The following is a 22,221-nucleotide window of genomic DNA, read 5'->3' on the forward strand; positions in this document are numbered from 1 at the left end:
TTCCTTCTTTCTGCTCTTGCGCGACATATCAGACTGAATTATACAAAAAAATGTTTTTCCTGTATAGTGAAGTCTGGAACATATTGGGAGAGGAGGGGGTAGTGATGGGCATGACAGGCATCATGGTAATTACATTGTTAATGTCGGCGGGAATGATTACTCTGTTGTATTACGTTACGAAGAAAGCATACTCACGCAAGTGGGATGAAGATGAGTAATTCACCTGTTAACCTTCACGGCAAGACTTCACTGCTTCCTCGCGGAGAATACACATCTTGAATTACAGATTTGGAGTATACGTCCAGCCAGACGGGCAGAGACTCACTATTTTCATTGGGCTGTTGTAATTGTTGGAATTGTACCGTATGTTCATCCTTCTCCAAGCCGCAACCCGTAACGGTAGTAATGAGAATCATAAGCCCAGCAAAGAGAAAGAAGCATTTGGTAAATGTATATTTATTGGATTTTGACCGTTTTGTTATGTTTCTGATAGGGAATTCACCTCGTTGTAGAAATGGTAATCTTTCCTTTATTGTGCACCATTTCGGGTGAATTATAACCAAATAAATCATTGACAATGAACACGGTTACTTGATATGATACTGTTACTTGATTGGGAAACAATTATATATCATGATCTGTTAGCTCAGCTGGGAGAGCACTATCTTGACAGGGTAGGGGTCAGTGGTTCGAGCCCACTACAGATCATACATAAGAAGCCTTACATTGTAAGGCTTCTTTTCTTTTTTTTTACATACAAACATGAATGCGATTTGCGATAGTTTCAGTTTCTCTTCCTCTTTTTAAACAAAACTTAAATAAAACATAAATTCAGCGTAAGGTTCGTCTTCTATACTTGGTTCTGAGGTCAATATAGAACAGAAGAGGGAGAGAACTTATGAATTATTCAAGTCCATTTACATCAAAGTTAGCCAGAGTAGGGATTGCGGGTACACTGGCTTTAATACTGGCAGCAAGCCCACTTGCCAACATGGGGGTTGTTGCCGCGGAAGCAGGCCCAGCACCTGTATCTACGAAGATATATAACACACCTAAAGACTCTTTAGAGCAGACGCCAATTCAATACCAGATTCAGGCTCGATTAAATGAGAAGGAAATGACGATCCAGGGGAGCGAGAAGGTAACGTATCGCAACACAAGCAAGGATGCACTCCAGCAGCTGGTCCTTCATACATATGCTGACGCAAACCTCTCCAAGTCTACACAGGCGAGCATGTACCAACAGCATAATGAGAAGATTAGTGAAGAACATCCGGAGAAGACAGCGGCGGACTTTCTGGGTGGCATCGATATTCAGGCTGTAACAGCAAATAGCCAATCGCTGGATTTCCATAAGGAAAACCAAGCGTTGACCGTGCAGTTGAAAGAGCCCGTTCAACCAGGCGAATCTGTATCATTCCAACTGGAGTTTCAGTTGAATATACCCTATGGCTCACAGCGAGTTTCCTACTACAAGGACATGATCAATGGTGCACACTGGTTCTCGGTGATGTCTGTATATGACGAGGTTAAGCATCAATGGAACAAGGCGCCGTATAGTCGAACATTTGAGAGCGATTATTACACCTCATCGGACTTTGAAGTTCAATTCAATGTTCCTGATGAGTATCAGGTAGCCATGCCGGGCACGATCACCACTCAAGACAGTACAGAACATGGTCGTAAGATTGTGTCTGCTGTGGCCGAGAATACAAGGGAGTTTGTATTCTTTGCTAGTCCAAACCTTCAATTGGAGAGTGTTACCCGTAACGGTCTGACGGTGGAATACTACTATTATAACGATGATCCATCCAAGAAAAAGATAGTTGACCGGTACATTAATCAGGCATTCAAGGTCATCGATTTTTATAGTGAGAAATATGGCAAGTATCCCTATCCAGAGTTCCGAATTGTCGAGACGTATGTACAAGGCGTTGCCGTGGAGTACGCGAGGCTCATCCAGATGGGACAGATTCAAAATGGTGCTATTCCAGAAGAAGACACCACATTTGTTCATGAAATAGCGCATCAGTGGTTCCATGCATTGATCGGTAATAACTCGGAGACAGAATCCTTCCTGGATGAAGGCTTTGCCGATTTCTCCATGGTGTATTTTGCCGAGAAACAGGGAGACAAGCTAAATGGGTTCAGATCCATACAGTTTGATACTGCACCCGTAGATATGGCGATTGCGTCAACAAACGATGAAGCTGGGGATTTGGCAAGTTTGGTATATTATCAGAAGGGGCGACAAGCGATCTATCAGCTTTACCGTTCCGTCGGTGAAGAGAAATTTGACGAGTTGATGAGGACATATTTCAAACGCTACGTGTACCAAAATGCAACGGTAGAGGGGCTGCTTCAAACCATTGAAGATGTGCTTGGTAAAGAAATACGTTCAGAAATGCAGATGGCCCTATATCAGCCTGATTTTGTCTTAAAGCCGGAATACCAATTATCACAGGAAGAGACCGCCGCCTATGTGCATGATGTCTTACAAGTGCAATATCAGGCTGTCATGGGTATGGTTCCTAATCTGCCATATGAAGTGATGAATCGATTGATGGACAAAGCCCTTCAAGGCGAGGAATTAACCATTGTGCTCAGCGATCAGGTGAGTAAGCTTGCAACTAAACAGCAGGAAGATATGGTTAATCAGTTGACCGGATTCCTTGATATGACTGGTATGAAATACGACATTATAAGGGATCGCAAGGAACTGAAGCAAAAGATGAAAAAAGAGATCGGCAACAGCAACCTTATTGTCATTGGCAATGCCAAGTCAAACGGATTGGTGCAGGCTTTAAAATTCAACATTATTGATCGAACGAAACAGACGGGTTTTCCTTGGAAAAATACCATGAATCAACCTCTCGCCGCGGGTGCATACGTTATCAAACATCCCTATAACCAGAATCGATTGATGCTTCATTATTTCTGGAATGAGGATCATCTGAGTGATGTGGCATTTGAAGCTTTTAAGCTGAAAATACAGGAGTCTACCGGATTCACTAACGACTTTTACCAGTACTATGTAATGGATAACCAAGGCAAGGAGAAATCCAATAAAAAAGTTGCGAATCCCATATCTTCACTTTTTGCGGAGTAATAAGGAATCGGTTTTGCAGTTTCTTCGTTCAAACAGGTTAGCCAATTTGTATTGGTTAGCCTGTTTATGTTTTATATGAGAACCAGTCTTAGAATAATAGGCTGCAAGATGGGCATAATGCTTTAACACAAAGGCAACTTCATGAATATACTTATCGGGAGAAAACAATAGGAGGGATTAATATGAAGGATCAACATTATCCGGGCGTACCAATGAAAGGGACAGTTGCTGATTACAACTGTAAAGGAAATAAAGGAATGAACAAGATGAAAGCGTATTCATATAATGCTAGAATTTGTCCTATCATTTGTATTACTCTGGAGCCCGCTACGAATGAGGATAATGTTGTTGATTTTTCAATCCTATTAAAGGACACTTCGGATGTTTTATATTCGCGACCGGTAAATGGTAATACCCTGCTCACGAAGGAGTTGAGTTCCCATGTCTATGACTGAAAATATTGCTCAGACAGCACTCGACGCAGCGATGAAGGCAAGCAGGGCCGTTGCGCCTTATGATTATTGTGATGCAGAAACCAGACGGATGTACACGCCTCAATTTGATAAAAAAATGGACAATCCTATGTATACTGCTGCAATGGCGGGTCTTCAATCGATCTATTGGTTTCGGGCGATCAAGGTGAAGGGGCTTATCCCTGATGCAAAAGCAGATTATTATGCTACGTATTCTACCAATCATAATCACATCGGAGGAATTGGACTAGCCTACTCGAACAGCCCGACAGGACCATGGACCAAACACGGACAGGTGTATCTCGATACTGTGGTTGGGAATTCGACGGAAACTCCATTTGTGATCTGGAACGATGAAGAACAATTGTTCTTTATGTATTATCAACAAAACGGACTGGGGATCAATCAATCGACGGCACTTGCGACCTCTGTAGACATGATCAACTGGACAAGAGTGGGTTTGATTTTGGACAAACCTCCCGGGTTCCCAGGTGATGGTCATACCGGTTACTTCTCGTGTTTCAGAAATGGCGGCAAATGGATCGGTTTCTCGGTGATGGGCGGTGGTGACTTTGGCCGTAAATGTATCTGGCATTCACATGACGGACGTAGCTGGTTAGCTGATCCAAGACCATTAATGGGTGGGAATGATGCCACTTTAAGTGCAGGAGAAAACATTTCGAGACCCAATGCTGGTGTATTTATGTACAAAGGGAGCATGTGGTGGCTGGGTATGTTATCAGCTTATGCTTCCGGTGGGGTTACGACGGTAGCTCGGCCTGCCATTGCCAAGATCAGTGCAGACTTTCGTCAACTGCTGGACAAACCTACAGATATATATTTTCCGGCATTGGATTGGGAAACGACCAACATGCAGTCCTTGATGGTGTCCGTTATGGACGGTGTAGTGTACGTGTATTACAATACCGATCATAATATCGGTGTAGCCTATTCGGTGGGGGTGTAGAGATGGTTATACGTGATGCAGCGGGTCAGATTGTGCCCTTTGGAAAGGTTCACAAACAGCTTGTGGCCGATTTTCTTTACGGAACGTTACCGGATTGGGTGGAGGTGGTGGGCACCCCTACGTTTGAGCCTTTGCCCGACAGAGGGACCATTACCGTTACAACTCCGACAACGGCAGGAGCCACGGCAGAGTTAAAAATGAAACATCTGATTGACAGCTCGAAAGTAACAGCAATTGCAATCACTTTGGAAGCGCTACAATTAAACGGGAACATTGGAATCTCAGTTCAGGTTGGCATTAAATCGAAGGATAGCAAGGCCGGAATCACTTTTTTTCAAAACGTAAATCAGAAATATGGTATGGTCCGTGCCTATAAAGCAGATGGAACGTACACGGATTTTAATCAAAACATGGTGTTCTTCACCACACATGGCGTAGCAGGAGATGAAGCACAGAACCGTAAGAATCTCACTGTGTTGCTCTGTACCGGATTACAGTTCTCAGCTGGGTTCGAGAGACCGTCGGTATGGCTTGGTGCGGATGATCAATATGGCGGTGTTGCTGCTGACCTTAGCGGTGGGTTGTTCCAACATGGAGAACTGCAATGTCTTTTGAAGCTGACTACAAGTAAGGCCGAGGCCAAGTATTTCAAATGTGCACAGATGAAAGTGGATATCTGGAGTAATTAATCAAACTGGGAAGACATCTGAAGATGAATAAGGTGCATGATTTGAATTGGAATGACTATGAGAATAAATAGATTATCTGTATGGATCGGTAAAAAGATATACGTGCAGTAATTTGGTACCTAAACACGGACGCTTTGAAAATGAAGTGCAGTGTTTGGGTACCATTTTTATTTAGAGAATGAAGTCAGGCCAAGTTTGGTGGATACAGCGAACAACTCAGAAAGTGCACTGACTTTAGGCTTGGGCTTGTCCGGGGTTAGAAAAGAATTATTCTCCAAACGTGTTTTAAACTATATTATTTTTTATATTAACTATTTACATACACAATTAAATTGTGTACAATGTAATTGTTGGTGATACAAATGAGATCAAATTTTAGTCAAAATAAATCTAATTAACTAAAGGAGTTTTCACAAATGAAAACATTATATGAAACTACAGTAATCAATACAGGTGGACGTCAAGGCATCGTACAATCCCCAGATAACGTGTTTATGTTGGATGTTGCTGCACCGCCTGAACTCGGAGGACAAGTGACGACAGCTACCAATCCGGAGCAGTTGTTTGCAGCAGGATATAGTGCTTGTTTTAACTCCGCACTGGAGTTTCAATTGAAGAAACACAAAGTTGAGATTGAAAGAAGTACGGTAGCTGCAACCGTAATGTTGGTGACGGACTCTGAGGATAACGGCGTGAAGCTTCAAGTCGATTTGGAAGTTAAAATCCTTGGTCTAGATGAAGAAACAGCACAGAAGTTTGTGAAACTTGCCCATGACTACTGCCCATATTCCAAAGGAATCAAAGGGAACGTGAATGTTAACGTGGAACTCGCGTAATCACTGATACTATTTGTTGATAAGAAGCCTCCGAGAAATCGGAGGTTTTTTGGTTTTTTATGCATAAAAATCAATTTCGCACTCAATTGTGGGTTATAATGGTAGTAAGTTTACACAAAACTGCTGAAAGGGGAATGTACTTATGATGGATTTTAGCAAACCACCCCATGGCTCTGAGACCGATACCCACCGTCAGCGTCATCAGGAGAATGAACAGAAATACCTGTCCGGAGGCAAGGGTATTTGGTATGAAATCAGCAACTGGCTCATTCTCGGAGGTATCCTCCTTGTCATATTTTTATTATTTAAATACGTTTTCTAAATAGACACACAACCGGGCGAATCCCCATATGATGCATTACATCAGTAAGCACTTGGGGAAATGGGGAATCCGGGATGGCAAAGGCAAAAGGTAAGAAAGCTCCCGCATTAAAGAGTGATAAAATACGTGTATCCATGAAGTTGGTCACATCGGATGTATGCGAGAGATGTAAGACACCATGTACACGAGGTATGGATTACGCTGCACGTATGAGAATTGAAGGGGCTTTAGGCAAGGGCGTTCCCTGTATATTGACCCGCCATACTTCTTCATAAACTCTTCGTATAATCCCGTATATATAACAATTATAGATCAGGGGCATCCTTTAATGAGGATCGCCTCTTTTTGTGCATTCCAAGGGGTGGAAAAAATTCTGGATAAAAAATGAAAAATGATGAAAAACAGCGCAACTTTGTGGATGAATCTGCAGTATAAATGTACAACAGCTAGCAGCAGGGGAGGGAATATTGACGGGATGAAATGGAAACGAATATTGCTTTGTGTCACGGTATTCTCCTTGCTCGGCGGGTCTTTATTGTTTGCAGATTCGGTGAACGAGAAGATTCGTGTTCTCATTAACGGCAAGGAAGCAGCTGATGGAGGTTATCTCATTGATGGAACGACCTATGTACCTGTCAGGGAAGCCGGAGGCGTCGTCAAATGGGACAGCAGTAACAAGAGAGTAACGGTGATCAAACCGAATGTACATATTTTTCTCTTCAAGGGAGACACTGTATTTGGCAACGTTAACGTAGGTAAGCTGAAATTCAATGTATTTTCACAAGTGGACAGTCTGACAGCAGATGTAGCTGCGGTGAAAGTAACGATTACCAATCCAAGCGGTCAGGTGAAGGATATCCAGTCACAGGAGCTTACAACCCAGAAGGATAACTTCTGGTTCCGCACATATGATTTTACGTATGATTTCAGTCGTGCCGGCAAATATCAGGTCGGCTTTCATATTAAAGAAAATGCAAACAGCAGCTACGTCCTGGTAGCGGAGAAAATCATTACAGCGCTGAACGATTGAAGCGAAAATAACCCTGTGAGTTAAATTGACCTGTGTCATTGAACATGTTACGATATGCAGGGTTACACAATTTCTATTTATAAAGCGAGGTATTTCAATGAGCGATCACACACATGAACACGGCGATGGCTGCGGATGCGGGCAAGACCACGACCACGACCACGAGCATGAAGAAGTCCTTCTCACATTAACAGACGAGAACGGCCAAGACGTGGAGATGGTTTTGGTGGAGACGTTTGACGTGGAGAAGCATGTTTATGCGCTCCTGCTGGAACGTAACAATCCTGAAGCTGACGGCATCATCCTGCGTATGGAAGAAGAAGACGAGGAAATGGTGCTCTACAATATTGAAGACGAAGAAGAGTGGAACCGCGTTGAAGCGGCTTACAACGAACTCGTTGCATCACAAGAATAGTCATTCTTTTGGAACATAACATGAAGGCTCCTTGATCTCAGGGGGCCTTTTGTTTGTTTTTCAAGAGGTATACGAGCATTTACACCACCGGTTTGAACTACGAAATAGACGGGAAAATGCAAACTCGCTTGTCCCATAAAATAAAAACGGACCAAGCTAGGGCTTGGTCCTTTAAGTTTATCCCCTGCACAGCGCAAGGAGATTGTTCTAGAAAATGGCATCGGCTTCCACGATCACTTTAACGTTGGTTACGCTGCGATCTTCGGGTCCTTTGACGGGTAATCCAACTTCAACATGATCGATGATGTAGTCGATATTTTCCTGGGTGATAACCTCACCCGGCAACAGGATCGGAATTCCTGGCGGATAGACATAGATGAATTCCGAGATAATACGTCCTGCGGATTCCTTAAACGGAATCACTTCGGTATCACCGTAGAATGCATCACGTGGAGTCAGCATCAACTGTGGAATATCCGGAACTTTTACGACCAGTTCATGGGCCGGGTTCACTTGATAATAGGTACGGGAGAGATCCTGCAAAGCGTTCAGCAAGATATCCACACTATTATCCGTATCTCCTGGCGTAATGAGACACAGAATATTGTACATATCACTAAGTTCAACCTCGATGTTGTAATGTTCACGCAGCCAGTTCTCTGTCTCATACCCTGTAATACCCAGATGGCGAACATGGATCGTTACTTTGGTTGGATCATAGTTGAAAGTCGCTTCTGTACCCAGCAGCTCTCTGCCGAAGCAATACAGGCCATCCATATCGTTAATCGAACGTCTGGCAAACTCAGCTAGTTCAATCGCCTTCTGTGCAATCTCACGACCGTGGAGTGCCAGGTTACGTCTTGATGTATCGAGTGAAGCAAGCAAAATGTATGAAGTTGATGTTGAGGTGAGCAGACTCAGGATCGTCTGTACACGCTGTGGATTCACGAACCCATTCTTCGTGTTCAGGTTGAGTACGGAACTCTGTGTCATGGAGCCACCAAGCTTGTGAACACTGGTTGCAGCCATATCGGCACCTGCTGCCATCGCAGACAACGGCAGATCCTCATGGAAATGAATGAGTACACCGTGTGCTTCATCAACAAGGACAGGGACTTGATAGCTGTGTGCCAGCTCAACAATCTCTTTCAGATCTGTAACCACGCCGTAATAGGTCGGGTTAATTACAAGCAATGCCTTGGCATCTGGATGACGCTCAAGTGCGCGACGGATAGACTGTGTGGTCACTCCGTGGTCAATGCCCAGATTGGGATCTTGTGAAGGAGAAACAAATACGGGTTTGGCGCCTGAGAAAATAATCGCGGACAGAACCGATTTATGCACATTACGGGGCACAATAATTTTGTCACCCGGTGAGCATACAGACAGAATCATGGTCATAATGGCACTGCTTGTGCCTTGTACACTAAAATAGGTATAATCGGCTCCGAAGGCATCTGCTGCCAAAATCTGTGCTTCCTGAATGACACCGGTTGGCTGATGCAGGTCATCCAACGGTGCGATGTTAATCAAATCTATGGAGAAGGCATTATCGCCAATAAATTCACGGAATTCGGTATCCGCTCCCAATCCTTTTTTATGGCCCGGAATATGAAACTGTACCGGATTGAGTGCCGCATGATTTTTTAAAGCGGTAAACAGCGGCGTACGGTGGTGATTCATCAGTGCTGTCACAACCCTTCCTAATAAAATTGGTAAACAAAGATGAGTATAGCAAATTAAGAACCGAATGCAACAGTATAATCGACAATTTTTTGAATTGCCGAGATTTGGACACATTCCCCACGGTTACACTAAGGATAGGGAATAGGCAAATGAACGCCGAAAGGGGAAAAAGAATGCAAACCGATACAAAACCAGCCAAAATTTTGCGATCACCATTTTTTATCGCGATGTGGCTGACACTTTTTCTAGTTGAAATTATCAAAGGGGCCCTGTTGGTAGCAGTTCTGCCGGTGTATATGGACAATATACTGGGTCTGTCTGCAGGCGTCATTGGTGTGGCATTTGCTCTTCAATATTTGGGAGATAATCTGTTTCGGGCGCCTTCCGGCTGGGCAGCAGAACGGATCGGGTTCCGCGCAACGATGGTTACAGCATTAATCTGTACCTTAATCGCTGTTATTATGATCCTTTTTCTCAAAAGTGCCGTTGGACTGGCCATGGCCTGTCTGATTCTTGGCATTGGTACGTCACCACTCTGGCCTTGCGCCATGACAGGCGTGACGGCGATGTCAGGCCCACAGAACAAAAATGGTACAGCAATGGGGGCGCTGGAGATGGCTGCTCTCGGCGGAACGGGGCTTGGACCTATAGGCATGAACTGGCTACTGGAGCGCACGCATCATGATTATCGCACCATATTCCTCGTGCTGATGGGTTGTGCCATTCTCGTTATTCTGGTGGCCATGATTCTTCCTGGACGTGTCATTGTTGAAGGAGAGCATGCCGAGCAAGCAGCGAAGAATAGTGATGTGAAATATCCAGCCAAACCAAATCTGCTCACGCCGTTCATCCGGCTGCAAAAGAGTGTGAAGGACACACTGCAACGGGTACGCAGCACACTTAATGTTAATCCACTGGTTTATCCTGCCCTGTTTATGCAGTCGTTTGTCATCGGGCTGCTCAGTCCAGTAATCACGCTATATACACGCACAGACCTGCACATCTCACCGAATCTATACAGTTTGTTGCTGATTGCGGGTGGTGGAATAACCGTTATTGCCTTGCTGCCTGTTGGTAAAATGGTAGACAGGTTTGGGACGAAACCGTTCCTGAATGTTGGTTTTTTGATGGCGGCGGCAAGTCTGTTTGCATTCTCCTCCATAACATCCATTCCGGTGGTGTTTGGTGTTGTCATGCTGGTGGGCATCAGTTATGCCATGATTTTGCCCGCCTGGAATGCTTTTGTAGCCACGCTGATTCCCAAAGGGGAGCGGGGTGCGATCTGGGGATTCTTCCTTACATTGCAGGGATCAGGCATGGTTGTAGGCCCCATTGTTTCCGGACTGCTGTGGGACCACGTGAGCCATCCGGCTCCATTCATCGGCAGTGCCATCGTCATGGCAGGACTTGCCGTTGTGCACTTTGTGTTATCCCGCAATCCGTTTCGCACCGCTCCGGCCAAATAAGCAAAAGAAAAGGGAGTTCCACCAACTGTATTGGTTGTGGGGCTCCCTTTTTCGCGTCCAATATATCACGATAATCGGGGGCTTGCCCCTGTGCGTCTGCGGAAAGCTGCAATCCGGCGGTCCTTTCGGTGAAAAATAGTCAAATAACCAAGTACCCTTACATAAAATGAAGTATAAAATAGGGTAAGCCGATTGAGTAGAAGCGATTGAAGACGAGGGCCGGAGTTGATCCGGTACAGATGGAGGGAGTGCCGTGAATAAGAGTTATGAAGTTGAATATTGCAATCTGGAGCTGCGGTTCAACCGTCGGCATATCCAAAATTTGATCAGAGACCTTATTCGTGAGGGATATTCACTATATTGGAGCGAGGACGAATCCTTTTTTATCCTGTCAGTCCGGACCGGCCGCAAGCTGGTAAAGCTCCGCTTTCAACAGACGCGCACGGGGAACTACAAGATGACTGGAGATTATATCATTAAGGATGCAAAACTTGCAGAGTGGCTGGAGAAGCTAATTGGAGATACACGCGGGCATGCGGTTGTGAAGCGATTTAAGGATCAGCAGATGACCGTGGAGAATATTTTATTCGGTGAAGTCATTCGGCTCGTGGAAGTGTCTGGGTTCAAACAGCGTGTCATTTTTCAAAAGGAACCTGCGCCGACGGCGGAAGAGATGGAAGAAATGTTCCTCTCGCGTGAAGGCGAGGAAAGGCTCATGTTGTTGCGCATGGAAGTAGACGATGAACTGGAGCGCCTCTACACGGCCATGCAGATGGATAATATCGAAAAAGCAAATGCTTGCCGTCAAGTCTTAAAACAGTTGTCTGGACATCTGTTAATGTTGGAAGGATGACAAGATAAGGCCGTATTTATGAAAATACGATGAACACCTCAGCAGATTGGGGTGTTTTCTCGTTGCGTAGCTGTGCCACGGGGTTCACTTCTATACATAAAACCGTTAAAATGGGAGTATTGTTGAGAATTTATTTCAATAAAATTAATTGGAGCAAAGGATGGAGGACCAGATGACAAAACAACAAATTGGCGTAATTGGCCTGGCTGTCATGGGCAAAAATTTGGCCCTTAACATTGAAAGCAAAGGTTTCTCAGTATCGGTATTTAACCGTTCCCCGGAGAAAACCAATGATCTTCTGAAAGAAGCTGAAGGTAAAAACCTGACAGGCTCATTCTCCATTGAAGAGTTCGTAGCATCCCTGGAATCCCCGCGCAAAATTTTGATCATGGTACAAGCTGGTAAAGCGACCGACGCTACCATTGAACAACTGCTTCCTCACCTGGATGAGGGCGACATCATCATTGATGGAGGGAACGCATACTTCCCTGACACGCAACGTCGCAGCAAAGAGTTGGAAGACAAAGGCATTCGTTTCATCGGTACAGGTGTATCCGGTGGTGAAGAAGGCGCACTGAAAGGCCCTTCCATCATGCCAGGTGGACAGGAAAGTGCTTATAAACTGGTTGAACCGATCCTGACGGCAATCTCGGCCAAAGTCGGTGACGATCCATGTTGTACATATATTGGACCAGACGGTGCCGGACACTATGTGAAAATGGTGCATAACGGTATCGAGTACGGAGATATGCAGTTGATTGGTGAAGCGTACCACTTGCTCAAATCCGTATTGAACGTTTCCGTTGAAGAGCTGCATGCGATCTTTACGGAATGGAATCAAGGAGAGCTGGATAGCTACCTGATCGAAATCACGGCAGATATCTTCTCTAAATACGATCCGGAAACCGGCAAACCAATGGTTGACGTTATTCTGGACGCTGCTGGACAAAAAGGAACAGGTAAATGGACAAGCCAAAGTGCGCTGGATCTCGGCGTTCCATTGTCCATGATTACAGAATCCGTATTCTCCCGTTTCCTGTCTGCCATGAAGGACGAGCGTGTAGCAGCTAGCAAAATCCTGAATGGACCAGCGACTGAAGCGTTCTCCGGCGACAAAAAAGCGTTCATCGAGAGCGTTCGTAAAGCATTGTTTGCAAGTAAAATCGTATCCTACGCACAAGGATTTGCACAAATGCGTGCAGCTTCCGACGAGTATGGCTGGGATCTGAAATACGGCAACATTGCCATGATCTTCCGTGGTGGCTGCATCATCCGTTCACAGTTCCTGCAAAACATCAAAGAAGCTTATGATAAAGACGCAGCACTGAAAAACCTGCTCTTGGATCCTTACTTCCAAAACATCGTTGAGTCTTATCAAGGCGCGTGGCGTGAAGTTGTAGCGGCTGCTGTAAAACAAGGTGTTCCGGTACCTGGCTTCTCCAGCGCTCTTTCTTACTACGACAGCTACCGTACAGAGCGTTTGCCAGCAAACTTGCTGCAAGCTCAACGTGACTACTTCGGTGCTCACACGTTCAAACGTGTGGACAAAGAAGGCAGCTTCCACCACAACTGGATGGAGTAGTACCACATATACAATTCTATTATGATTTGGCTAGTGCCCCTTTAAGTGGCAGGTTTGGCCTGCTAAGGAGCTCAAAAGAGGTTTGGCGTTCCGGTGATTGCCGGTTAACGCTAGGCCTCTTTTTTTACTGTGTTATACAGTAATAGTGTTGATGGAGAAGATATGTTGCTGGTTCTAGACCTAATGAACATGAGACACTCTATTTTGGCAAAATGAGCCGGTTCTATTTTTTAACGAACTCAATAGGCCCTATTTCAATAATTTGCAGCGAGATTTCGCTGTTTTGACGGTGATTTTTTTGAAATAAGTTTACTGAGATTCGTTAGAAGTTTATCTGCTCCTATTTTACGTAAATAAGCTCATTGCTGTTCGTTAAGTTACTAGTTGGTCACTGATTGAAAACGTTTGGGGGCTCAAAACTGCTTAAGGGTGATCTGCCGTAGGCTTAGATGCCGGGAGTTACTTAATCTGTCTTGGAAGTACTTGCGGATGGTCGAAAGGAAGTCAGTGAGGAGATGGTCTTTCCCAGTCCGCAGGGCTGTGTTATGATAGGACAAAAGTGCTCACGAATTGCTTGAATTAAAGGAGTGTACACCTTGAGCAAGTCTAACAATATTATTCTCATCGGTATGATGGGAACCGGCAAATCAACCGTCGCTGACATGCTTGCACGCGAGCTTGGTTATCGATTGATTGATGTAGACGCCGCGGTGGAAAAAGAGGAAGGCTGTACGATTCCGGAATTGTTCACTGGCAAGGGAGAGACGTATTTCCGTGATGCCGAGAGCCGCATGTTATGCTCGGTGCTGGAGAAGAAGTCACAGGTCATAGCGACCGGAGGTGGCGTGGTGCTGCGTTCGGATAATTGTGACGTGATGTTGAAGAATGGTTGGGTTGTTGCCTTGACTGCTGATCCGGCAGTGATTGTAGAGCGTGTTAGTGGCTGTGACAATCGCCCACTCCTCGCAGGCAATGCAGAGGAACGCATTCAGGCAATTATGGAAGAACGGAAAGACGCATATCGGTTCGCACATTATACGGTGGATACAACCGAGTTATCCGCTGCTGAAGTGACTCGTTTAATTTTAGCGCATTACCGCGTCTAAGCTTGTTATCATCGAAGTTTGATGGGTGATAGGTGGTGGCAGATATAACAAAACGGGCCATATAGGCCCGTTTCTAGGAGTGGAGCAGAGCTGAGGTCACAAGGTTACAAATGACTTCGCTTCTCTCCGAGCTTCTCTAGTCTTCCTGTTGCCACTGAAGCATACCGCCGACCATGTTTGTACAGCCTTCATATCCCAGTTGCTGCAGATATTCACATGCACGCTCACTGCGGTAACCGCTACGACAGATGATCACGATCTCGCCTGATTTCTCAATCTCAGACAGACGGTCCGGAATCTGTCCAAGCGGAATATGCTTGGCTCCTTCGATCATGCCTTGCGCGACTTCATCGTCCTCACGGACGTCTATCATCTGCAACTTCTCTCCCGCCTGTAAACGGCGGCGCAGCTCAGACGTTTCAATTTCAGCTATTTGTGTCATATTCAGGTCCTCTTTTCTGTATGGACTTAACGCTATAATGATACCCAAGCGATGCACGGAATGTCAATTTGGCCACAATATAATCAATGAAGGAGAATTTCATCCATGGACGTTATTGTTAAACCAACCCCCACTCTGAACGGGGAAATCGGGGCTCTGTCCTCTAAAAACTACACGACTCGCTATTTGCTGGCTGCTGCGCTGGCGGAAGGCACAAGTACCATCCATTTCCCGGCACACAGTGAAGACAGTGACGCCATGCGCAGATGTATTCGTGATCTGGGGGCAGTACTTGAAGAAGACGACAGCAAGATTGTGATCCAGGGTTTTGGCAGTCATCCCCGTGATGTGCGTGAATTGAATGTAGGGAATGCGGGTGCTGTACTTCGTTTCCTGATGGGTGTTACAGCGCTCTGCCCTGACGTTACATTTGTGAATACGTACCCGGATTCACTGGGCAAACGTCCACATGATGACCTGATCGATGCGCTTGGTCAATTGGGTGTAGATGTACAGCATGAACAAGGACGCCTGCCGATTACAATCAAGGGTGGCAATGCCAAGGGTGGACACATTCGTGTATCCGGCTCCGTCAGCTCCCAATATCTGAGTGCGTTGTTGTTTGTAACTCCGTTGCTTGCAGAAGACAGCACCATCGAAGTACTGAATGACCTGAAGTCCAAGGTTGTTATCGGACAGACGCTGGAAGTGCTGGAGCAGGCAGGCATCGTTATCCATGCAAGTGATGATTACATGTCCTTCCGTGTACCAGGTGGACAGGCTTACCAGCCGACAACCTACACGGTTCAAGGGGACTACCCGGGCTCGGCAGCCGTTCTTGCCGCAGCAGCGGTTACACAGTCTGATGTGAAGATTCTGCGCCTGATGGAGCAGAGCAAACAGGGTGAACGTGCCATCGTTGACGTGCTGCGCATGATGGAAGTGCCATTGACACATGAGAACGATGTTGTACACGTTCAAGGTAATGGCAGACTGAAAGCGATCGAATTCGACGGGGATGCCGCGACGGACGCCGTTTTGGCTATGGTAGCCGCAGCTGTGTTTGCGGAAGGCACCTCACGGTTCTATAATGTAGAGAACCTGCGTTACAAGGAATGTGACCGAATCACCGATTATTTGAACGAACTGCGGAAGGCAGGAGCGAACGTTGAAGAGCGTCAAGCTGAGATTATCGTTCATGGACGTCCAGAAGGCGTTGAAGGCGGCGTTGAGATTAACGCTCACTACGATCATCGCGTAATTATGGCGCTCACTGTCGTTGGTCTGCGTTCCAAGGAGCCGCTTCGTATTCGGGATGCACACCATGTAGCCAAGTCTTATCCGCAATATTTCGATCATTTGCAGGCGCTTGGCGCCTCGGTTCAATGGGTAAAAGAGTAAATAACTGAAAACCTGTTTTTTGAACACGCACTTTAATTCAGAAAAGGATGGTGCTTGAACATGGAATTTAACAACCCTACTCGTGAAGAAATTGGACAACTTTTGCGCAAGGCAGGCAACATCGCAGTCGTCGGCTTATCAGACAAATCAGATCGCACTTCCTATATGGTGGCAGAAGCCATGCAGAGCAGAGGTTATCGCATCATCCCGGTTAATCCACAGGTGCAAGGTGAAATCCTGGGAGAGACGGTATATGCTACACTCGCGGATATCCCAGAGCCGGTAGACATTGTCAATGTGTTTCGTCGCGAAGAGTTTTGCGCGGATGTCGCTCGTGACGCCGCTGCCATCAAAGCAAATGTGCTGTGGCTGCAACTTGGCATCCATAGTGATGAAGCGGTCCAGATTGCTGCAGAGAACGGCATGACAGCGGTAACGAATCGTTGTATCAAGGTAGAGGATTCCATCGTTCTGCGCGGCGCTGGACGCGGCTGATAGGCTCGTTCACCTGTGATCGAATGATCTCCTGATCTGAACCAATTGAATGATTATAGGATGAATCCCGTTAACTTGAAGTTGACGGGATTTTTTCTGTTTATCATAGTATTATGGAATGAAATAAAAGGAGGATGAAGTGAGAATGAGATGTTCTTTGAAAAAAATAGCAGTCATGCTGCTCGTTGCTTTGGCCGTAGTAGCCCTGCCAAGAGAAACTACCGCTTATGCTGCCAATGCAGCCATTCATCAGAGTGATGTGTGGACCAGACAGTCCCCTTACGTTGCACCTGCTAAAAGACCAGAAATTAAATGGGCATTAGATTTGAAAAATTATGTAAGACATGTTGTTGTGGATTCCAAAGGGATAATATATCTTATTTCTCATGATAATTTTGGTCACCCACAACTGACGGCTGTCACGCCTAAAGGGAAAATGTTGTGGTCGAGTAAACTAGAACATATTAATGCTATATCCGATATGTATCTCTACAAGGATAGTTCCCTGGTTATTGTTGGGGATGATATCCCTGAAGGAGGAAGAGGATCAGAGGACTTTGGAACAGCGAGTATATCGAGTTATACACTAGACGGCAAACAGATTTGGGAAAAAAGGTACAGGGATTACACGACTGGTAATAACGTTGATGTCAATAAGGATGGAGTAATTATTGTTACTGCTTCGTATGTACAAGTTATACATAATAATAAACCTGTTAGTGAGGGAGAAGATATAAAAGAGGAGAAAAGACTACTTGGAATTCGTAAGGATGGCAGCGAAAAGTTTAACATTCTCATGGGCACAGAGATTAATTCTAAACCCTTTTTTATTGTCTCCGATCCTATCTTTGTTAAGGACCGAATCTTTTTAACCATATCATCCCAAGATGATATCAGACAGAGCGGCAGGGTGAAATCGGGTGAATTGATTCAGTATAACCAAGAGGGGAAGAAGATATCGAGTACGAGGTACACCGGGGAGAATCTTCTGAGTCCGATCTACGATAACCATCAAATTTATGTTATCGGTGGCGATAATCTTCACATATTTGATACCAAGGGTAAGCTGAAGAAGACTATTAGGGGGGGATTTCAAAGTACAAGTAACTCACACGGTCCTTCAATAAGCAAACAAGGTGACGTGGTGTTTGGGAGAAACATTTATCATGCACAGAACAAGAAAGTAACAACATTTAACAATGAGGACAGAACTTATTTCACCAGTGAACCCATCATTGATCGTAATGGGAATCTTATTTATCATTATAAAAACTATGCAGAAAATAAAAACTATCTCGTATCCATGAAACTGGATACAGCCAAGATTAATTGGAAAATGTCAGTTAATCATGACATTAACGACCAATGGGTTATTTCTAATGATGGAACCATTTATGTTGCAGGAACCAAACTGGTTGCTATTGGTAAAAAAAATTAGAAAAGCCATTTATAGTTTTATGGTCAATGAGTGAAATATTTCAAAAAAATGTTAACTAATCGTTCTGTGTATAGTATAATTCAGAACCAAGGCCGCATGAAGATGCGGTCTTTTTATTGTTTACTGTACAGCATGAATGCTTAACGAATTGGTTACTGTTTTGCTTTGACAAAACGTTGCGTAAAGCTTACCATCTAGGATAGAAAGGAGAGGTCGCCATGAATTGGCTCGGATCCTTGCAGCAGCTCGGACGAGCGGTAATGCTGCCTACAATGGTCCTGCCCGCCGCCGCAATTTTGCTTAGTGTTGGCAGTCTGCCTTGGGACGCCTGGGGATTGGATATTGTCGGTGAAGTGTCTACCGTGGCCGGACACGGTATTTTTTATTTCTTACCGTATCTGTTCGCTGTCGGTGTAGCACTGGGACTCTCCAACCAGGCCGGACAAGCGGGACTTGCTGCTCTGGCTGGTATCGTGATATATGATCAGGTAACTCGGAACTTCGGGGATGGCACCGTTCAGCCCGCTTCCTTAATCGGAATCATACTCGGCGCGCTTGCCGGTGGGATGCATAATCGGTTTAAAAGCATTAAACTGCCTGAAATTTTACAATTTTTTGGAGGTTCAAGGTTTGTTTTGCTCATCGTCGGACTCTGTTCGGCATTGTTCTCCTGTTTTATGTTATGGCTCGCTCCGATCCTACAGCATGGATTGAACGGCATTGCTACCTGGGAATACAGTCTCGGGGGTTTTGGACTGTTCATCTACGGAGTGTTATACAGGGTGCTGGTTGCTTTTGGGCTTCATCACCTGCTTAACAATGTGTTTTGGTTCCAGTTAGGGACGTTTGAAACGCCTGATGGTAACATTGTGCAAGGGGATTTGCCCCGATTTTTTGCAGGTGATCCAACAGCAGGATTCTTTATGGCGGGTTTGTTTCCCATCATGATGTTTGCCATTCCGGCAATAGCCTTTGCTATTATTCAGGAAGCCAGGGAAGATCTGAAACCAAAAATCAAGAAAACTTTTCTGACATCGGCACTCGTTTGTTTTCTAACCGGGGTATCGGAACAGATTGAGTTTGCTTTTTTGTTCGCGGCACCATATCTGTTCATCGTGCATGCAGTGATGTCCGGCGTTGCCATGTGGATTAGTTACTGGCTTGATATCCGGCATGGATTTTCTTACTCCGCAGGTATTATTGATTACATACTCAATTTCCATCTATCGGAGAATGCTTGGAAGCTCATTCCGATTGGCATACTATATGGGCTGGTTTACTACTTCCTGTTCCGATGGGCAATTCGTACGTTCAAGATTCCAACACCAGGACGTGAAGAGGGCTCCATGCTGGAAGATTGGGTAGGTAACATTCCTTATCAGGCACCTTTAATCCTCGAAGCATTGGGTGGGAAGAGTAACATTGTACAGGTTGAAGCTTGTATTACACGTCTTCGCCTGACTGTGCATGATGACCGTCTGATCGACACGGGTGCCATGAAGAGTATGGGGTCCGCTGGACTTATCAAGCTGGGTGGCGGTAACGTACAGGTGGTATTCGGGACCTACTCGGAATTGATTCGGGAAGAAATCGCGAAGCTGCTGGAAAGAGATCTGCAACAGGTTCTGTTCTGTGCCCCCGTTCAGGGCAAAATGCTCCCGATTGAAGAGGTGCCGGATCAGATCTTTGCAGCCAAGCTTGTCGGTGATGGTGTAGCCTTTGTCCCGGAAAAGGGAGAGCTGGTCTCACCCGTGTACGGAACGATTATGCACTTGTACCCGACCATGCATGCCTTGGGTATATCTACCCGTGAGGGGCTTGAAGTGTTGCTGCATATCGGCATCGATACCTCTCAGTTGAAAGGCCATTTTGAAGCTTTTGTTCAGGAGGGCGATACGGTGGAGCCGGGGCAGTTGTTGATCAAGTTTGATCTGGCAGTACTCCGCGAGCAAGCGGCGTCACTAACAACACCAATGGTAATTACGAATCCAGATCGTGTAAAATCATGGAGTTTTGCTCCATTTAAGCAAGTTAAGAAAGGTCAGGCATCCGTTATGTCCGTGGTGCTCTATGACAGGAACGTTGGAGGGGTAGAATGAAGATACAAGGCATCAACGGAGCTGCAGGCATAGCCATCGGCAAAGCATTTGTCCTGCCCAGTTGGGAATGGGATCTGCCGGATCAGAAGATGGATTCGGTGGATCTCGCTCAAGAGTTCGAACGGCTGTATGAGGGCATACGGACATCAAAAGATGAGATCGAATATATCAAAAATGAGTTCAAGGAAGTTGTTGGTCCAGAGGAGTCCAGTATCTTTGATGCACATCTGGCAATCCTGGAAGATCCGGTATTCATGAACGAAATTCGCGGCATTATAGAGCGTCAATATAAGGCAGCAGAAGTGGCGGTCAAAGAAGCCATAGACCATTTTGTCACGATGTTTGACTTGCTGGAAGACGAGTATATGAAGGAGCGGGCCATTGACATCAAGGATGTGGGTAACCGTCTGCTCAAGCATTTGCTCGGTGCACCGGAGATTACACTTCCTTCGGATACCCAGCCGTATGTACTCGTTGCCAAAGAACTGTCGCCATCTCAACTGGCGCATCTGAATCCCACCCATGTGCTAGGCATTGTGACCTTGATTGGCGGGAAAACATCACATTCCGCGATTATGGCTCGTGCCCTTGGCATTCCTCTCGTTTCCGGTCTGGAAGCGAGTCTTGGTATGCCGGTAGAGACAGGGGATATGCTTGTGGTGGATGGTGACAATGGCTTGGTATTTACAGACCCGGATCGCAAGACCATTGAACGGTATACCATGCTTCGCAGCAAACAACTGAAGAAAAAGGAACAACTTCAAGTCCTTGCTACCGTGGATGCCGTAACCAAAGATGGGGCCGTTTTGCACTTGGCTTCCAATATCAGTTCGGTGAAGGAATTGGACCTTGCTTTGAAACAAGGAGCCAAAGGTGTGGGCTTGTTCCGAACAGAGTTTTTGTATATGGACCGTGCTACGTTCCCGGGTGAGCAAGAACAGTATGAGGTGTACCGTCTTGTGGCAGAGAAAACAGCAGGACAATCCGTTGTTATTCGTACACTGGATATCGGTGGTGACAAGCAACTCGATTATTTTGAATTGCCGGAGGAAGACAATCCGTTTCTGGGTTACCGTGCAATTCGGATTAGTCTCGACCGCAAGGATCTGTTCAAAACACAGCTTACAGCCATCTTGCGTGCCAGTGCGGCCGGAAATGTCAAAATCATGTACCCGATGATCTCTTCGGTGGAAGAACTTCAACAGGCCAATGAGATTCTTCGTGAGGCAATGTCCGATCTGGACGAGCGGGGATTATCATACGATCCTCACATTCAGGTGGGAATTATGATCGAAGTTCCTGCAGCGGTGATGATTGCTGATCTGCTCGCAGAGGAAGCTGATTTCTTCAGTATTGGTACGAACGACCTGGTTCAATATGTACTGGCAGTAGATCGAATGAATGAGCAGATTGCTCATATGTATCACCCCTATCATCCGGCTGTTCTGCGGATGCTTCGTGCGACAGCAGATGCGGCTCATACGGCTGGAATTGATGTCAGTGTGTGCGGAGAGATGGCAGGGGACGAACGTGCTATTCCGCTTTGGTTGGAGCTTGGCATTCGCCACTTGAGTATGTCTCCACAATCCTTGTTACGTGTGAAGCACAGAGTGCTGAACACAACAGCATCGACCGCCAAAGAAGAAGCGCGAAAGTGCTTCGCCTTACGGACCAGCGGAGATATTGAGGAGCGACTGCAAGTCTTTAATGACTCCACGGGAAGTCCGGATGAACAAAGTGGTTCGAACGCATCGTAATTAGGATAACTGGATATAAATACCTTTAAGTTAATATATTTACATTTGTGATAAT

The 22,221-nt window shown here is 45.6% G+C and carries 20 protein-coding genes and 1 tRNA gene; 18 read left to right on the plus strand and 3 right to left on the minus strand.

Annotated elements, in window-relative coordinates:
- Positions 1-233 precede the first annotated feature (233 nt).
- Entirely contained in the window at positions 234-416 is a 183-nt protein-coding gene (locus CXK86_RS31820; RefSeq protein WP_143781238.1) for a hypothetical protein, read from the minus strand.
- A gap of 219 nt (positions 417-635) precedes the next feature.
- On the opposite strand from CXK86_RS31820, the gene CXK86_RS07505 reads away from it, so the two are divergent.
- The 9 genes from CXK86_RS07505 (at position 636) to CXK86_RS07550 (ending at position 7,841) form a co-directional block, all read left to right on the plus strand.
- A tRNA-Val gene (locus CXK86_RS07505) sits at positions 636-708 on the plus strand.
- 190 nt (positions 709-898) lie between these two features.
- Positions 899-3,109, plus strand: a complete 2,211-nt coding sequence (locus CXK86_RS07510; protein WP_101313579.1) for a M1 family metallopeptidase — start codon at positions 899-901, stop codon at positions 3,107-3,109.
- A 182-nt stretch (positions 3,110-3,291) separates the two neighbouring features.
- Positions 3,292-3,564, plus strand: coding sequence for a hypothetical protein (locus tag CXK86_RS07515; RefSeq protein WP_101313580.1), 273 nt, complete (start codon positions 3,292-3,294; stop codon positions 3,562-3,564).
- The gene (locus CXK86_RS07520; protein WP_101313581.1) at positions 3,551-4,549 is read left to right on the plus strand and encodes a glycoside hydrolase family protein; all 999 of its coding nucleotides are present in this window, start codon (positions 3,551-3,553) and stop codon (positions 4,547-4,549) included. The genes CXK86_RS07515 and CXK86_RS07520 overlap by 14 nt, the downstream gene beginning before the upstream one ends.
- Positions 4,550-4,551: 2 nt before the next feature.
- Positions 4,552-5,238 (plus strand): hypothetical protein, encoded by a 687-nt coding sequence (locus CXK86_RS07525; protein WP_047843708.1) that lies wholly within the window; start codon positions 4,552-4,554, stop codon positions 5,236-5,238.
- A 416-nt stretch (positions 5,239-5,654) separates the two neighbouring features.
- Positions 5,655-6,074: an organic hydroperoxide resistance protein gene (locus CXK86_RS07530; RefSeq protein WP_017687397.1), complete on the plus strand. Its 420-nt coding sequence runs from the start codon at positions 5,655-5,657 to the stop codon at positions 6,072-6,074.
- Between the two features lie 142 nt (positions 6,075-6,216).
- Positions 6,217-6,396 carry a hypothetical protein gene (locus tag CXK86_RS07535; RefSeq protein ID WP_036614724.1) on the plus strand — a complete coding sequence of 60 codons (180 nt, stop codon included), beginning with the start codon at positions 6,217-6,219 and terminating at the stop codon, positions 6,394-6,396.
- 475 nt (positions 6,397-6,871) lie between these two features.
- Positions 6,872-7,426 carry a stalk domain-containing protein gene (locus tag CXK86_RS07545; RefSeq protein ID WP_036614723.1) on the plus strand — a complete coding sequence of 185 codons (555 nt, stop codon included), beginning with the start codon at positions 6,872-6,874 and terminating at the stop codon, positions 7,424-7,426.
- Between the two features lie 97 nt (positions 7,427-7,523).
- Positions 7,524-7,841 (plus strand): DUF1292 domain-containing protein, encoded by a 318-nt coding sequence (locus tag CXK86_RS07550; RefSeq protein ID WP_036614722.1) that lies wholly within the window; start codon positions 7,524-7,526, stop codon positions 7,839-7,841.
- Between the two features lie 207 nt (positions 7,842-8,048).
- Here CXK86_RS07550 and CXK86_RS07555 read toward each other — a convergent pair whose 3' ends face one another.
- The gene (locus tag CXK86_RS07555) at positions 8,049-9,524 is read right to left on the minus strand and encodes an aminotransferase class I/II-fold pyridoxal phosphate-dependent enzyme (RefSeq protein ID WP_036675042.1); all 1,476 of its coding nucleotides are present in this window, start codon (positions 9,522-9,524) and stop codon (positions 8,049-8,051) included.
- Between the two features lie 176 nt (positions 9,525-9,700).
- Between CXK86_RS07555 and CXK86_RS07560 the strand changes: the two genes are divergently transcribed.
- The 4 genes from CXK86_RS07560 (at position 9,701) to CXK86_RS07575 (ending at position 14,534) form a co-directional block, all read left to right on the plus strand.
- Complete coding sequence (locus tag CXK86_RS07560; protein ID WP_101313582.1) at positions 9,701-10,993, plus strand: MFS transporter; 1,293 nt, start codon at positions 9,701-9,703, stop codon at positions 10,991-10,993.
- Between the two features lie 253 nt (positions 10,994-11,246).
- Positions 11,247-11,846, plus strand: coding sequence for a hypothetical protein (locus CXK86_RS07565; protein WP_036614719.1), 600 nt, complete (start codon positions 11,247-11,249; stop codon positions 11,844-11,846).
- 172 nt (positions 11,847-12,018) lie between these two features.
- Positions 12,019-13,428, plus strand: coding sequence for an NADP-dependent phosphogluconate dehydrogenase (gene gndA, locus CXK86_RS07570; protein ID WP_036614715.1), 1,410 nt, complete (start codon positions 12,019-12,021; stop codon positions 13,426-13,428).
- Between the two features lie 596 nt (positions 13,429-14,024).
- Positions 14,025-14,534: a shikimate kinase gene (locus tag CXK86_RS07575; protein ID WP_036614703.1), complete on the plus strand. Its 510-nt coding sequence runs from the start codon at positions 14,025-14,027 to the stop codon at positions 14,532-14,534.
- Positions 14,535-14,670: 136 nt separating this feature from the next.
- Here the strand turns inward: CXK86_RS07575 and CXK86_RS07580 are convergent, their stop codons facing one another.
- The gene (locus CXK86_RS07580; RefSeq protein WP_017687407.1) at positions 14,671-14,976 is read right to left on the minus strand and encodes a rhodanese-like domain-containing protein; all 306 of its coding nucleotides are present in this window, start codon (positions 14,974-14,976) and stop codon (positions 14,671-14,673) included.
- A gap of 105 nt (positions 14,977-15,081) precedes the next feature.
- On the opposite strand from CXK86_RS07580, the gene aroA reads away from it, so the two are divergent.
- The 5 genes from aroA to ptsP all read left to right on the plus strand — a co-directional run bounded on the left by aroA (position 15,082) and on the right by ptsP (position 22,166).
- The gene (gene aroA, locus CXK86_RS07585; protein WP_047843705.1) at positions 15,082-16,377 is read left to right on the plus strand and encodes a 3-phosphoshikimate 1-carboxyvinyltransferase; all 1,296 of its coding nucleotides are present in this window, start codon (positions 15,082-15,084) and stop codon (positions 16,375-16,377) included.
- A 60-nt stretch (positions 16,378-16,437) separates the two neighbouring features.
- Positions 16,438-16,872 (plus strand): CoA-binding protein, encoded by a 435-nt coding sequence (locus CXK86_RS07590; RefSeq protein ID WP_017687409.1) that lies wholly within the window; start codon positions 16,438-16,440, stop codon positions 16,870-16,872.
- Between the two features lie 157 nt (positions 16,873-17,029).
- Complete coding sequence (locus tag CXK86_RS07595; protein ID WP_165789853.1) at positions 17,030-18,310, plus strand: hypothetical protein; 1,281 nt, start codon at positions 17,030-17,032, stop codon at positions 18,308-18,310.
- A 218-nt stretch (positions 18,311-18,528) separates the two neighbouring features.
- Positions 18,529-20,409, plus strand: coding sequence for a glucose PTS transporter subunit IIA (locus CXK86_RS07600; RefSeq protein ID WP_036674872.1), 1,881 nt, complete (start codon positions 18,529-18,531; stop codon positions 20,407-20,409).
- Positions 20,406-22,166 carry a phosphoenolpyruvate--protein phosphotransferase gene (gene ptsP, locus CXK86_RS07605; protein ID WP_036674873.1) on the plus strand — a complete coding sequence of 587 codons (1,761 nt, stop codon included), beginning with the start codon at positions 20,406-20,408 and terminating at the stop codon, positions 22,164-22,166. The genes CXK86_RS07600 and ptsP overlap by 4 nt, the downstream gene beginning before the upstream one ends.
- Positions 22,167-22,221 lie beyond the last annotated feature (55 nt).

The sequence above is a fragment of the Paenibacillus sp. BGI2013 genome, assembly GCF_002843485.1.
Classification (GTDB): Bacteria; Bacillota; Bacilli; order Paenibacillales; family Paenibacillaceae; genus Paenibacillus; species Paenibacillus amylolyticus.

Excerpts from the sequence above, each read along its gene's own strand:
- CXK86_RS31820 (WP_143781238.1), bottom strand. The coding sequence starts at position 416 with ATGATTCTCATTACTACCGTTACGGGTTGCGGCTTGGAGAAGGATGAA.
- CXK86_RS07510 (WP_101313579.1), top strand. The coding sequence starts at position 899 with ATGAATTATTCAAGTCCATTTACATCAAAGTTAGCCAGAGTAGGGATT.
- CXK86_RS07515 (WP_101313580.1), top strand. The coding sequence starts at position 3,292 with ATGAAGGATCAACATTATCCGGGCGTACCAATGAAAGGGACAGTTGCT.
- CXK86_RS07520 (WP_101313581.1), top strand. The coding sequence starts at position 3,551 with ATGTCTATGACTGAAAATATTGCTCAGACAGCACTCGACGCAGCGATG.
- CXK86_RS07525 (WP_047843708.1), top strand. The coding sequence starts at position 4,552 with ATGGTTATACGTGATGCAGCGGGTCAGATTGTGCCCTTTGGAAAGGTT.
- CXK86_RS07530 (WP_017687397.1), top strand. The coding sequence starts at position 5,655 with ATGAAAACATTATATGAAACTACAGTAATCAATACAGGTGGACGTCAA.
- CXK86_RS07535 (WP_036614724.1), top strand. The coding sequence starts at position 6,217 with ATGATGGATTTTAGCAAACCACCCCATGGCTCTGAGACCGATACCCAC.
- CXK86_RS07545 (WP_036614723.1), top strand. The coding sequence starts at position 6,872 with ATGAAATGGAAACGAATATTGCTTTGTGTCACGGTATTCTCCTTGCTC.
- CXK86_RS07550 (WP_036614722.1), top strand. The coding sequence starts at position 7,524 with ATGAGCGATCACACACATGAACACGGCGATGGCTGCGGATGCGGGCAA.
- CXK86_RS07555 (WP_036675042.1), bottom strand. The coding sequence starts at position 9,524 with ATGAATCACCACCGTACGCCGCTGTTTACCGCTTTAAAAAATCATGCG.
- CXK86_RS07560 (WP_101313582.1), top strand. The coding sequence starts at position 9,701 with ATGCAAACCGATACAAAACCAGCCAAAATTTTGCGATCACCATTTTTT.
- gndA (WP_036614715.1), top strand. The coding sequence starts at position 12,019 with ATGACAAAACAACAAATTGGCGTAATTGGCCTGGCTGTCATGGGCAAA.
- CXK86_RS07580 (WP_017687407.1), bottom strand. The coding sequence starts at position 14,976 with ATGACACAAATAGCTGAAATTGAAACGTCTGAGCTGCGCCGCCGTTTA.
- aroA (WP_047843705.1), top strand. The coding sequence starts at position 15,082 with ATGGACGTTATTGTTAAACCAACCCCCACTCTGAACGGGGAAATCGGG.
- CXK86_RS07590 (WP_017687409.1), top strand. The coding sequence starts at position 16,438 with ATGGAATTTAACAACCCTACTCGTGAAGAAATTGGACAACTTTTGCGC.
- CXK86_RS07600 (WP_036674872.1), top strand. The coding sequence starts at position 18,529 with ATGAATTGGCTCGGATCCTTGCAGCAGCTCGGACGAGCGGTAATGCTG.
- ptsP (WP_036674873.1), top strand. The coding sequence starts at position 20,406 with ATGAAGATACAAGGCATCAACGGAGCTGCAGGCATAGCCATCGGCAAA.